Below are 13089 nucleotides of genomic sequence, written 5' to 3' on the forward strand. Positions count from 1 at the left end.
AATCGAGTCAAAACGGTTATATCTATACCATATACGAATGGAGGGATTCCCTATGATTCCGGCAACGTTGGAACAATTGGAGCAAGTTCGCAAGGAATGCCGTACCATGGTTCGCAAAAGAGCTACCGCTTCTGCCGGCACAACACTCGTTCCGCTGCCCGGTACAGACGTACTGGCTGATGTGGGGATGCTGATGCAGCTGTTGCCTGCCATTAACAATAAATTCGGATTATCACAAAAACAGCTGGATGGCATGGACCCCGAGACCAAATCCATGATCTATGGATTCGTCATGTCCATCGGAAGCAAAGTCATCGGTCGTATGATCACCAAGGAATTGGTGGCACAGGTTCTGAAAAGAGTCGGCGTACGCGTAGCCACCAAATCCGTCGCCAAATTCGTCCCATTTGCAGGACAGGGACTAGCTGCCGCACTCAGCTTCACAGCCATGCGCTATGTGGGTAACAAACATGTGGATGACTGTTATGAAGTCGTCAAACGCATGATTGAGCAGCGCGAATTGATCCCGGGTGAACCCGCTCCGTCTGCACTGGAGGAAGTGAACAGCGACGACGCAAAAGTAGAAGTGAACTCGATCTCTAGCAACGGAGCAGATGAACCTGCAAAGGAGACTAAGGATCAGTAAATAAATACTTCATATCTCAGCGTCAATCCTCTGGAGATACGACAAATAGCCGGGAACCCTACTAGGGTGCTCCCGGCTATTCTTTTTAATTACATCTGTAATCAGATCGCCTGCGGTTGTTGCTCCGCAAATTGACTATTGTACAGATCCGCGTAGAAGCCCTGACTTGCCATCAATTCATCATGATTGCCCTGTTCAATCACATTACCATGATCCATAACCAGGATCAGATCGGCGCCGCGAATGGTGGACAAACGGTGTGCAATGACAAAGCTTGTGCGATCCTTCATCAGATCATTCATCGCTTTCTGGATAAATACTTCGGTCCGTGTATCCACGCTACTTGTCGCTTCATCCAGAATGAGGATGGCTGGGTTCGCCAGAATCGCTCTTGCAATGGTCAGCAACTGTTTCTGCCCTTGAGAGATGTTCGACGCCTCTTCATTCAGCACCGTGTCATAACCATCAGGTAGTGTACGGATAAAGTGATCCGCATGTGCCGCAACGGCTGCCTTGATGACATCCTCTTCCGTAGAACCTTCTCGACCATAAGCGATGTTGTCCCGAATTGTTCCGTTGAACAACCAGGTATCCTGAAGCACCATGCCGAACAGACTGCGCAACTTGCCACGCTCCATGTCCTTAATGTCGGCACCGTCAATCGTAATCCGACCATCCTGAATTTCGTAGAAACGCATTAACAGGTTGATCAGAGTTGTTTTACCGGCTCCCGTTGGTCCAACAACGGCTACCGTCTGTCCCGGTTTTACATCAATATTCATGTTATGAATGAGCAGTTCATTTTCTTTATATCCAAAATTAACACCTTGGAATGCAACCGCACCTTTAGGCTGCTGTAATTGCACGGGTTGTTTGGACTCCGGAACTTCTTCCTCTTCATCCAGCAACTCGAATACCCGTTCTGCCGAAGCAATCGTTGATTGAATGATATTGGAGATATTTGCAATCTGGTTAATCGGTTGTGTGAATTGACGGGAGTACTGTGTGAAGGCCAGAATATCCCCGATAGAGATCGATCCGCGTGTAACGAAAATCCCACCAACCACACAGATCAGCACATAACCCAGGTTACCGACAAAACTCATGAGCGGCATAATAATACCCGAGATAAACTGGGCTTTCCAGCCGGATTCATACAGTTCTTCATTGACCTTCTCAAATTGCTGTACGGATTGTTCTTCACGTCCAAATGCTTTGACAACCTTGTGTCCCGTGTACATCTCTTCGACATGACCATTCAGTTCCCCAAGGGATTTCTGTTGACCTGCAAAGTGTTTTTGCGAACGGGATGCGACCAGCATGACAACAACCAGACTGAGTGGCAACGTCAAAATCGTGATCAGCGTCATCCATGGACTAATCGTCAGCATCATGATAATTACGCCGACAATTGTGACGATAGACGTAATGAACTGTGCCAAACTTTGCTGAAGTGTATTACTGATATTGTCCACGTCATTCGTGGCACGGCTAAGTGTCTCCCCAGTTGTGCGGGAGTCAAAATATTTCAAAGGAAGACGTCCAACCTTCGCACTGATCTGCTCACGCATGTCATACACAATACGCTGGGCCACACCGGCCATCAGATATTGCTGAACATACATAAATGCAGCACTGAACAGATAGAGTCCGCCAAGCAGATATAATACTTTCATTAATGCAGGAAAATCAATCCCGGCTCCCTGCACACCCTGAAGGATGGCAATGGCGCCTTTACTGAGAATATCCGTTCCTTCTGCCATAACTTTTGGACTGATGATGCTGAATACGGTACTCAAAATGGCTGCAACCAGCACACCTAACAGACGAGAACTATGGGGCTGGAGATAACGAATCAAACGACGCAGTGTGCCTTTGAAATCTTTTGCTTTCTCAGCGGGAGGTCGCATGCCCATTCCGGGACCTGGACCCGGCCCACCAGGGGGACGATGCGACTTGCGTTCTGTACGTTCACTCATGCGATCTCCTCCTCTGTCAGCTGGGAGGATACAATCTCGCGGTACACTTCATTGTGCTCCAACAGCTCTTTATGTGTTCCTGAACCGACAATTCGGCCCTCATCCATGACCAGAATACGATCGGCATCCATTACTGTACTTACGCGTTGGGCAACAATCAGCACAGCCGCTTCTGTCGTTTCGGTCTTCAGTGCAGCACGAAGTTTAGAATCCGTTTTGAAATCGAGGGCAGAGAAACTGTCATCAAAGATATAAACTTCTGGACGGCGAACAAGTGCGCGAGCGATAGACAGACGTTGCTTTTGTCCACCAGACACGTTGTTACCACCTTGCGCGATCAGGCTGTCATATCCATCTTTCATCTCGGTAATGAAGTTCTCTGCTTGAGCCGTACGAGCCGCATGAACAACTTCATCCATTGTGGCATCGTCTTTCCCGTGACGGATATTCTCTGTAATCGTACCCGTAAAGAGGACTGCCTTTTGTGGTACAAAGCCAATTTTGGCACGCAGATCTTCCTGCCGAATTTCACTCACATCCGTACCATTTACCCGAACACTGCCTTCGGTCACATCATAAAATCGTGGAATAAGGCTGAGCAATGTCGATTTTCCAGAACCCGTACCACCGATAATGGCTGTTGTCTCACCTGAGCGAGCTGTGAAGGAGATATTGGACAAAGCTGGATTCTCTGCACCCGGATAACGGAAAGTTACATTGTCAAACTCAATCATACCCTGCATGGATTTCATGCCAAGAGGCTGCTCGGGATTGCTAAGATCCGGCTGCATATCAAGCACTTCGTTGATCCGTTCTGCCGATGCCGAAGCTCTTGGAATCATGACAAAGATCATGGAAACCATAATCAGTGAGAACATGATTTGCATTGCATATTGGATGAAGGCAATCAATGCACCGATATTCATATTGCCGCTGTCGATCCGCATTCCACCAAAATAAAGGATGGCAATCATCGAAAAGTTCATAACCAGCATCATCACAGGCATGATGGTCGCCATGAGCACATTAACTTTGATCGATGAATCTCTCAGTTCGGTGTTGGCCCCGTTAAAGCGCACTTTCTCATGCTCCCCACGGTTAAAGGAACGAACAACCCGAATCCCTGTTAACTGCTCACGCAGCACCAGGTTGAGACGATCCAGCTTTTTCTGAATGGTTTTGAACAAAGGTAAACCCTTGGCACCAATTAGCGCAATGGCTCCACCCAGTACCGGAAGCACGACCAGGAAAATCGTAGATAATTTGGCGTCCTGAGATACCGCCATGAAGATCCCCCCGATACACATGAGGGGAGCCATAATCATCATGCGCAGCATCATCGTAAGTACGTTCTGTACCTGCGTAATGTCATTCGTCGTACGCGTAATCAGTGAAGCAGTACCCATCTTATCGAACTCCTGTAGCGAGAAGTTCTCCACATGGCGGAAAACTCTGCTGCGCAGTTGTTTGGCAAATCCACCCGCTGTTCGAGATGAGAGGTAACTGGCGATCACCGAACACGCTGTTCCACCAATCGCGATAACCAGCATCCATCCACCAATCTGCCAGATATACGGGATATCTCCTTTAATGATGCCGTCATTCACAATATCTGCCATTAGTGTAGGCAGGTACAATTCGGCAAGCGACTGAAACAGTACCAAAACCAGAATGAAGATAATCGGTATTCGGTAAGGCTTCAGCATGCGAAACAATTTCATCATGGCGTATCATCTCCTTGTGTGGACGTCTCCGTCTGTTGGAAAACCACTGTATCAAAAAAGGTATAAACCTTGGTCAACAACTCCGTCAAATGAATGCTTTCTTCCTCACCCAAATGCTCGACGAGCTGGTTGAATGTTTGCATGCGCTCCTCATGTGCCGCCCGAATAATGTTTCGCCCTGCCTCCGTAATGGTGATACGCACAGCACGGCGATCCTTCGGGTCCATCGTTCGTTCCACCAGCCCTTCGTCCTCAAGCCCACGAATAACCGGGGTTATCGTTGGTGATTTCACCCGCAGTAACGCACTGATTTCCGATACTTTTAGCCCTGGACGACTCTCATTCAGCTCTCTCTCAAAATCTGGCGGATTATCCCGCCAATCCAGACGTTCTCCCGGATGCGTACCATGCAGCAAACAAGCCAGCACCATAATTTCATTGTGATTGCGCCCATGAGGTTTATGTTGCCTCCATTTGCCTTTATTAAACTGCATGATGGAGTACAAAAGCTTCTGAGCGACCGGATCTATATCCGTCATAATGGGTCCCTCCTTCTTTCTCTTTATCATTCCATAGATATCCAACATCATAGGACATCTATTAAATAGCAGTACAATTAAATAGATTCACAATTAATTAGGTTTACTAAGTATATTATCGCAAGAAGCCAATGTCAAACATCTAAAAATAACCAATATAAACCCATAACCAAGAGCCCACTCGCGCTTGATTATGGGGTTTATCATTTTGCCGTCATTGGAGCCAGATATACTTATTATGTGCAATGCCATGAATCCAAATTACAAAAAAGCTCCCATTCTGACTCCAGTGGATGATGACCCTGGGTAAGCAATGGGAGCATTTTTATTGTAATGGAAAATTAGAAACTAGAGAATCTCCTGTATTGCATAACTTGCATGATTAAATGCGCTTGTTAATCATCAAGACTGTGAAGCAGAGACTGTTTTAAGCACTGAGGCAAAAGGGAAATATTCTTTTGCATTGTTGTAGGCAATGCCCTGTACGATCTGACCGAGCAGCTCCAGATCCTGCGGTGCCTCCCCTTGTTCGGCCCATTCACCAATGAGGTTGCAGACGAGACGACGGAAATACTCATGCCGGGTGTAGGACAGGAAGCTGCGTGAATCAGTCAGCATGCCGACAAATCGGCTGAGCAGTCCCACATTCGCTAGTGCCTTCATCTGAGCAAGCATGCCGTCCTTTGTATCATTGAACCACCATGCTGCGCCAAGCTGGATTTTGCCCGGAATACCCCCACCCTGGAAGCTGCCGATGATCGCCGCGAGCACCTCGTTGTCCCTTGGATTCAGAGAATACAAAATCGTTTTGGGTAATGCCTGTTGCTGCTCCAACGCGTCGAGCAATCTAATCATCGCTGCGGAAAGCGGCGTATCATTGACTGCATCGTAACCGGTATCCGGCCCAAGCTTGGCAAACATCCGCGTATTGTTGTTACGGGCTGCATTAATGTGGAACTGCATCACCCAGCCTCGCTCTGCATACAGTTTGCCAAGGAACGTCAGCGTTACCGTCTTGTACTTGTCCTCTTCCTCACGAGTTACCTTCTGACCCGCAAGTGCCTTGGCAAAGATGGCACCCGCCTCTTCGCGTGTAGCCACGCCGTAAGGAACATAATCGAGTGCATGGTCAGAGACTCTGCCGCCTACGGAATGGAAGAATTCCACCCGGGACTCCAGTGCGGTAAGGAAAGACTCATAATCGGAAATCGCGGTGCCGGATGCCTGTGACAGCTTGCCCACCCATTCCACGAAGGTATCCCGGTTCAATTCCAAGCCTTTATCCGGGCGGAAGGATGGCAATACGGCGGTATCAAAGCCTTCGATCTCCTGAATCTTCAGGTGATACTCCAGAGAATCGGTTGGATCATCGGTTGTGCACACAACAGTGACATTGGATTTGGTAATTAGATCACGTGCACCGAATCCGTCACTGTTCAGTTTGGCATTTACTTTGTCCCAGATGGTTGGTGCGCTTGTCTCATTCAGTACTTCGTAGACGCCGAAATATCGCTGTAATTCCAGATGAGACCAGGCGTACAGCGGATTACCGATCATCATGGGGACCGTTTTGGAGTAAGCCAGGAAACGATCGTAATCGGTCACTCCTTCGCCGCCGGTCACATATTGCTCTTCAATTCCGTTTGCGCGCATGAGCCGCCACTTATAGTGATCACCGTATAACCAAGCCTCTGTAAGATTGCCAAAGGTTTTGTTCTCGTAGATCTCCTGAGGACTGAGGTGGCAATGATAATCAATAATCGGCATGTCTTTGGCATAATCCTCATATAACTTGATCGCCGTTTCATTGTGCAGCAAAAATTGTTCATCCAGAAAAGATTTCATTCGCCTCGCACGCTCCCTTTAGGTGAGTTTACGTTCATATGGGTTCACTTCCCATCTTTACGCTACACTGTTTGCCATCAAAGTTCAATATAAAATGATAGCGTTATCAAAAAAGGTTGATTTAGGCATATATTCGGGAACAAGGTATACTGGATTTAACGCAAGGATGCTGATCTGAAGATCACACAAGGAGATGAAATGAATTGAAAGTTACTTTTCTCGGCACAGGAGATATGTTCAGCGTGGAGCAGCACCACAATAGTATGCTGGCTGAATTCGGAGACACGCATCTGGTCATTGATTTCCCAGAATCAAATGCTAAAGCACTCAAGGAATATGGGTTCGCCATGACCGATATTCACAATGTGTTCATTACCCATTTGCATGAAGATCATATTAATGGTGTACAGATGCTGGGTTATTACGCACAGATCGTAGGCGACCACAAACCTCGTCTGTTCATCCACGAACAATTGGTAGATCCGCTCTGGAACATTTTATCCCCCGGCATGCGCTACACAACGGATGGTGAACGTACCATGAGCGATTACTACGATGTCGTCCCCCTGCCAGATGGAGGCACATTCGAACTGGGCGGCGTGACGTTTGAGACGTTTCGGACCCAACATGTTCCCGGTATGGTCAGCAATGGACTTCTCGCCAAGCCTTACTTCTATTATAGTGCTGACAGTACACTCGACCAAGAACGGGTGGAGCAAGTTGCCGCTGATGTGCAGCTGATTTTCCATGAATGTCATATGCATGATCTGGTGATCAAATCCCATACCTCTTTGAAGGATCTGGAGCAGTTACCCGCGGAAGTGAGACAAAAAACCGTACTGATGCATTATCATGACGAGTACGCAGATGCGGACAAACGGGAACAATTCAACCGCAAGCATGATCTGCGGATGGTTGGCACGCTGGAATCCTTTGAACTGGAGCAGGTAAAACCACAAACCTGAGAAGCCTGGAGCATTTTCAATGGAACGAAGTGAGTTCAATCGTATGTGGGATACGATGAATCAGTATTTTGAAAAGTAATAATTTTACTATCTCAAATAGATGAACCGGCAGCGTCTACTCAGATACCTAATACGGGACTGGTGGGTGCTGCCTTTATTAATCTACTCTCTCCCAATACCTCATATACTCAATCGTTCTCGGAGACGGCTCGGCATGGATATAAAAATAATCTTCCGTTCGCTGATCATTTGGCCCATAAGAAATTTTGATATACATATCTGCATAACGCTGGAGGATATTGCTGTCGATCTCTACCTTCGACTTCAAAATATAATTCCTGCCCAAACTCAATCCAAGCGGTTCTTTATCTGGCTCCAGACTTATCTCGTATGTATTGCTCACATTGGAATGAAATAGCTCTCCGGCATCAATTCGATTCATCATCTCAGGACGGAGAGTGAATGATTGAATAACATTCACCATAGGCACACGAGCCCCATTAACCAAAATCTCATAAGAAATCCGGTCAACTCCAGATACATGACTCACATCGACTGTTGCTGTCAGGCTATACTTATCTGGTGAATGCCCCTGGAACGATTCTGGTCGCTTCGTAACCCGTTCATTCAAATCTCTACGCTCCGAATTATATGTATATTTATCGGTTCGTTTGGGTTCACCCCCTGGTCCCTGATTTGTCCCCAAACCGCAAGCTCCTAGACACAGGGCTATTACTAATAAATACGTGACCAACAGGAAGAAACGGTTCAACTCTCTTTTAGGACTCATGTCATCCCTCCTTCTCAAACCCTCTGTAAGAATATCGCTTGATTGTTACATTGTCTGATCTGATTTTCTCATTTGATTTTCTAACACTCCATATTTGGATTATTGTACCATACAGTAAGATATGCAACCCAACGGTTTCTTTTTCACTTCATGTTTTACTTCACGTTCATATTTGTAACAGTGATTGGTTTGCCTATGGTGAGCGTTAACCCACGTTAAGCTAACGAATCTGAGAGGCCTTATTCGGCTGAAATCTGAGTCTTTAATATTCTAACGAATCTCAGACGCGTTATTCTGGTGATGTTGCTCCAATTGGCACTATTTCAATCGTTTTTGAGAGTAATAAGGTTACTGAGATTCGTTAGAATTCCAATAACGCTAATTCAGTGCAAATAAGGTGCGCTCAGTTCGTTAGGATGGAGTTTTAGTTGTACCTAGAAAAATGCAAAAAACCACCTGGACACAGGTATACTCGCTCTCCTGTTCAGATGGTTTAACGATAACGATCTATCTATATACTGTTTGTATGCGGTCGGTGTACCTTTTCTTATCCTGCCTGGCACATGCCGTTACTCAGCGTCAGCGCAGTCCTCATTCTGTTCAGGAAGAGCCCATACCGAGACGCCTCCACCGCATACATGGAAGGTGGCCCAGCCGTCTTCCTCAATGGTAATCTGATCATCACAGCTGTTCGTCAGATCCACCCAGACTTCACCAGCACGATGCTCTCCGATAAACATTCTCTTCTCACCGTCATCCCCGTTGGAGATGACCACTGCACAACCGGAGCCTTCGATTTCCTCTACGCCGCGACGCACCCAGCCAATCGTATTCGCGTGATCGAAGTAATCTTCCTGCTCTCCATATGCCTTGTTGCAGCGGGCAGACAGCAGAATGTCCAGAATCTCCTTTTTGCCATCCACAGGTTCAGGTCCACCAATGCCATAATAATCTCCGTAAAATACAACCGGATAACCATCACGACGTAATAGCGTCAAGGCATAAGCGCTCGGCTTAAACCAATCTCCAATCCATGATTCCAACGCTTCATGAGGTTGTGAGTCATGGTTATCTACAAAAGTTACCGCATGGGTAGGATGCGTCTGCACCAGGGTGTCATCAAAAATTTTGGAGAGATCAAAGTCTCTGCCTGCAAGCGAAGCCTCATGCAACTTGTAGTGAAGAGACACATCAAACAGGTCGATCTGATAGTCTACCGTATCAAGGAATTCACGACATGCATCCAGGTTCGAATTCCAGAACTCACCTACGATGTAGAAATCCTGACCGCGTTTGCGGATCATCTCTGCTGCGAACTCCTTGATGAATTCATGATTGATATGCTTAATCGCATCCAGCCGGAACCCACCGCACTGAAGGGTATCGATCAGCCATTTCCCCCAATCGATCATCTCGCGCCGAACATCCGGGTGGTTATAATCTATATTGGCGAACATCAGATAGTCATAGTTGCCAAACTCATCATCAACATTCTCATTCCATTTTTTATTCTCTCCTGCGATGCGGAATACACCTGTTCGTTCTCCCTTGGCGTCAAAGTCTGTACCGTTGAAATGTTCAGAACTCCACTTAAAGGAGGAGTATTGATCTCCGCGACCCGGGAATGTGAATTTGGTCCAGCCCTTAATTTCGAACGGCTCAGAAATTTCCTTCGTTCGATCATTCGGATCAACCTCGATCACTTTGAACACTTCCGTCTCATCTGCTCCGGCCTTGTGATTCATAACCAGATCCACATAGACGGCAATGCCGTTCTTCTGACACTCAGCAATGGCCTCCACCAGTTCCTGCTTAGTGCCATATTTGGTTCGTACGGTACCCTTTTGATCAAATTCGCCCAGATCGTACAGATCATATACACCATAACCTGTATCTTCTGCTGACACTGCCTTGGTTACAGGTGGAACCCATACCGAGTCAATACCTTTGGCTTTCAGTTCCGGGGCCATTTCAGCCAGTCGCTTCCAATGATCTCCGTCTGCAGCCAGGTGCCATTCAAAAAACTGCATCATGGTATGATTTCTCTTCATTATAACCGACCTCCTTGATTGCTTTCGAAGCGGACCGCGGAACGGATAGGGTAATCGCCGTTGTTCGTTCGTTGCTAACCAAGTTATAACCCTTTCACCCTACCCTTCAATCATATAAAGGAAAGAAATCTGAGAAAATGTTAAACTTCTTGGTTCAGCATTTGCCTGATTCTATTGAAATTGCTGTGGAGATACATCATATTCAAATTCGTTTATAGTCCCGCCACTCCTCGGGCAGCAGGGAACGATACGGTTCCTGGATAAAACGATCGTCGACCAGCACCAGCACACCCCTGTCTTCCTCCGTCCGAATCAGCCGTCCACCCGCCTGCAGCACCTTGTTCATACCCGGGAAAATATAGGCGTAATTGAATCCGTTGCGTCCTGTCCGATCATAGTAATCACGTAATACGTTGTTCTCCAGACCAATCTGCGGCAGCCCCGCACCTACCACAACCACGCCATTCAAGCGATCTCCCGGCAGATCGACACCCTCTGAGAATACGCCACCCATGACGGCAAATACCAAGCGTGTTCGTTCAGGATTCGGCTGAAATCCATCCAAAAACTGCTCCCGTTCCATTTCATTCATGCCTTGCTTTTGTATAACCGTATCCGCTTCAATCGGAAGTTGTGCGTAGGTCTCATATATCTCGCGCATATAAGGGTAGGAAGGGAAGAACACCATTAGATTACTGCGCGGCCATTCGCTTACGAGCTGTTGTAGCATCTCTGCAATGGGACGCCGGGACTGTTCCCTGTCCTTATAACGCACAGATAAGGGCAGGAGTCTCACATCCAATTGTTCGCGCTGAAACGGCGATGGAATCTGCAATGTATAATCCTCTTCCTCTGCACCCAGCATATCCCGATAATAGCGAAGGGGTGACAATGTGGCCGAGAAATGAATGAGGGAGCGGAATCCTTTGGCCGTCTGACGAAGCAGTACCGAAGGGTCGAGACAAAATAACTTCACTCTCACTTCACTTCGAACACACTCTGCATACGTAATAAAACGTTCATCATACAGCTTGGCAATGCGCAGGAAATTCTGTGCCGTGAAGTAGGCATCCAACAGCAACTGATCCGTCTCGGCATTCCCCGAGCCACCTTCAACAAGGCATTGCTCCGCGACCATGACAAAAGGTTCCAGCCGTTCAATCAGTTCCTCCGGTGCTTCCTGCTGGATGATCTTTCCTTCTTCTCCACCGTTTTTCCGAAGGGTAATCAGATACTTATCAATGGCCCCCGTGTAGTCAACAATGGCTTTGGCAGCAGGCACACTGCTGTCCAGCGACTGGAACTCTCTTTTCACATCCAGAAATACTGCCTTCTCCAGCTCGGCGGAAAACATCATTCGGCCACGATCGACCAGATTATGAGCCTCGTCCACCAGTAACACCGTCTTGCGTTTCTGCTCTTCCAACATTCTTTTCAGAGAGATCCTCGGATCGAAAATATAGTTATAATCGCAGATCACCGCATCGGCTGCATACGCCGCATCCAGTGAAAACTCAAACGGACACACCCGATGTTTGCGCGCATACTGCTCGATGACCGGACGTGTCATCAACGTCTCATGTTCCAGCATGTCCAGCACGGCTCCGTTAATACGGTCATAATATCCTTCACACATGCCGCACTGCCCCATATCACAAGCTTCCTCTTCCTTAAAACAAATCTTGTCCTTCGCTGTCAGACTGATCACATGCATCTTCAATCCTTCCGACTGCATCCGGGCAAAAGCTTCTTCCGCCGCCACCCGTGTCGTCGTCCTTGCGGTCAGATAGAACAATCGGCTCGCTTCGCCTTCGCCAATCGCTTTGACTGTGGGGAACAGCACGGACATCGTTTTACCAATGCCTGTTGGTGCTTTGGCCATCAACCCCTGACCCTCACGGATCGTCTTGTATACAGCTCCTGCCAGCTTTCGCTGTCCCTCCCTGTATTTGCGAAAAGGAAACGGCAGCTCTCGCACACTGATATCACGCTTTTCTTCATACGCAGCGATCATCTCTGCATATGGCGCATAACCGGCAATCACTTCTGCAGCAAACCGCTCCAGTTCCTGTCGATCTGCCATTCGGCGAAACCGTCTTTCTTCATGGGTCACCGAATGCACATACGTCAACTGCACTTGCATGCGTGGTTGATCTTGCTGAACGGCGTACATGTAGGCATACATCATGGCCTGCGCCCAGTGTACGGGAAGACCTTCTCCCAGATCATCCAGATTGCCCGCAGTTGATTTGATCTCATCCACCGTCAACTGACCCTCCAACCGGATCAGGCCATCACATCGTCCCTCCACCACATAGGTCAGATCCCCATGTTGAATCTCAGCCTCGAGCACAATCTCTTTTAAATCCTCTTCCGTGTACTCCTTCTGTACCCGCTGATGGATTCGAGTTCCCTCCTGCATCGATGCGTTGGTCCGGAACCCTGGACGTATGCTGCCACTGCGGTACACATACTCCACCAAAGGTCTAACCGATATCCGAATTGTTGTTGTCATACGATCACCCGTTCTGTTTGTAGTGATTATACTTT

The 13089-nt window shown here is 47.6% G+C and carries 9 protein-coding genes; 2 read left to right on the top strand and 7 right to left on the bottom strand.

What is annotated here, in order from left to right; genetic code table 11:
* The first annotated feature begins 52 nt into the window (after nt 1-52).
* Complete coding sequence (locus tag V6669_RS28420; RefSeq protein ID WP_338589007.1) at nt 53-646, top strand: hypothetical protein; 594 nt, start codon at nt 53-55, stop codon at nt 644-646.
* 101 nt (nt 647-747) lie between these two features.
* Here the strand turns inward: V6669_RS28420 and V6669_RS28425 are convergent, their stop codons facing one another.
* The 4 genes from V6669_RS28425 to uxaC form a co-directional block, all read right to left on the bottom strand.
* Nucleotides 748-2625, bottom strand: a complete 1878-nt coding sequence (locus V6669_RS28425) for an ABC transporter ATP-binding protein (protein ID WP_338589009.1) — start codon at nt 2623-2625, stop codon at nt 748-750.
* A complete protein-coding gene (locus V6669_RS28430) occupies nt 2622-4349 on the bottom strand; it encodes an ABC transporter ATP-binding protein (protein WP_338589011.1) in 1728 nt (575 codons plus the stop codon). Before V6669_RS28430 ends, V6669_RS28425 begins: the two co-directional genes overlap by 4 nt.
* Entirely contained in the window at nt 4346-4888 is a 543-nt protein-coding gene (locus V6669_RS28435) for a MarR family transcriptional regulator (RefSeq protein ID WP_017691772.1), read from the bottom strand. The genes V6669_RS28430 and V6669_RS28435 overlap by 4 nt, the downstream gene beginning before the upstream one ends.
* Before the next feature lie 402 nt (nt 4889-5290).
* Nucleotides 5291-6733 carry a glucuronate isomerase gene (uxaC, locus tag V6669_RS28440; protein WP_338589013.1) on the bottom strand — a complete coding sequence of 481 codons (1443 nt, stop codon included), beginning with the start codon at nt 6731-6733 and terminating at the stop codon, nt 5291-5293.
* A 203-nt stretch (nt 6734-6936) separates the two neighbouring features.
* Between uxaC and V6669_RS28445 the strand changes: the two genes are divergently transcribed.
* The gene (locus V6669_RS28445) at nt 6937-7698 is read left to right on the top strand and encodes an MBL fold metallo-hydrolase (protein ID WP_338589015.1); all 762 of its coding nucleotides are present in this window, start codon (nt 6937-6939) and stop codon (nt 7696-7698) included.
* 157 nt (nt 7699-7855) lie between these two features.
* On the opposite strand, the gene V6669_RS28450 is transcribed toward V6669_RS28445, so the two are convergent.
* From V6669_RS28450 to V6669_RS28460, 3 genes are all read right to left on the bottom strand, one after another.
* Complete coding sequence (locus tag V6669_RS28450; RefSeq protein WP_338589017.1) at nt 7856-8488, bottom strand: hypothetical protein; 633 nt, start codon at nt 8486-8488, stop codon at nt 7856-7858.
* 569 nt (nt 8489-9057) lie between these two features.
* Nucleotides 9058-10539 carry an alpha-amylase gene (locus V6669_RS28455; RefSeq protein WP_338589019.1) on the bottom strand — a complete coding sequence of 494 codons (1482 nt, stop codon included), beginning with the start codon at nt 10537-10539 and terminating at the stop codon, nt 9058-9060.
* Between the two features lie 202 nt (nt 10540-10741).
* Nucleotides 10742-13054 (bottom strand): ATP-dependent DNA helicase, encoded by a 2313-nt coding sequence (locus V6669_RS28460; protein WP_338589021.1) that lies wholly within the window; start codon nt 13052-13054, stop codon nt 10742-10744.
* Nucleotides 13055-13089 lie beyond the last annotated feature (35 nt).

This window comes from Paenibacillus sp. Y5S-9, from assembly GCF_036894235.1.
Lineage (GTDB): Bacteria > Bacillota > Bacilli > Paenibacillales > Paenibacillaceae > Paenibacillus.

What these genes read in the sequence shown, in the direction of transcription:
- V6669_RS28420 (WP_338589007.1), top strand. Translation starts at nt 53, where the DNA reads ATGATTCCGGCAACGTTGGAACAATTGGAGCAAGTTCGCAAGGAATGC.
- V6669_RS28425 (WP_338589009.1), bottom strand. Translation starts at nt 2,625, where the DNA reads ATGAGTGAACGTACAGAACGCAAGTCGCATCGTCCCCCTGGTGGGCCG.
- V6669_RS28430 (WP_338589011.1), bottom strand. Translation starts at nt 4,349, where the DNA reads ATGATGAAATTGTTTCGCATGCTGAAGCCTTACCGAATACCGATTATC.
- V6669_RS28435 (WP_017691772.1), bottom strand. Translation starts at nt 4,888, where the DNA reads ATGACGGATATAGATCCGGTCGCTCAGAAGCTTTTGTACTCCATCATG.
- uxaC (WP_338589013.1), bottom strand. Translation starts at nt 6,733, where the DNA reads ATGAAATCTTTTCTGGATGAACAATTTTTGCTGCACAATGAAACGGCG.
- V6669_RS28450 (WP_338589017.1), bottom strand. Translation starts at nt 8,488, where the DNA reads ATGAGTCCTAAAAGAGAGTTGAACCGTTTCTTCCTGTTGGTCACGTAT.
- V6669_RS28455 (WP_338589019.1), bottom strand. Translation starts at nt 10,539, where the DNA reads ATGAAGAGAAATCATACCATGATGCAGTTTTTTGAATGGCACCTGGCT.
- V6669_RS28460 (WP_338589021.1), bottom strand. Translation starts at nt 13,054, where the DNA reads ATGACAACAACAATTCGGATATCGGTTAGACCTTTGGTGGAGTATGTG.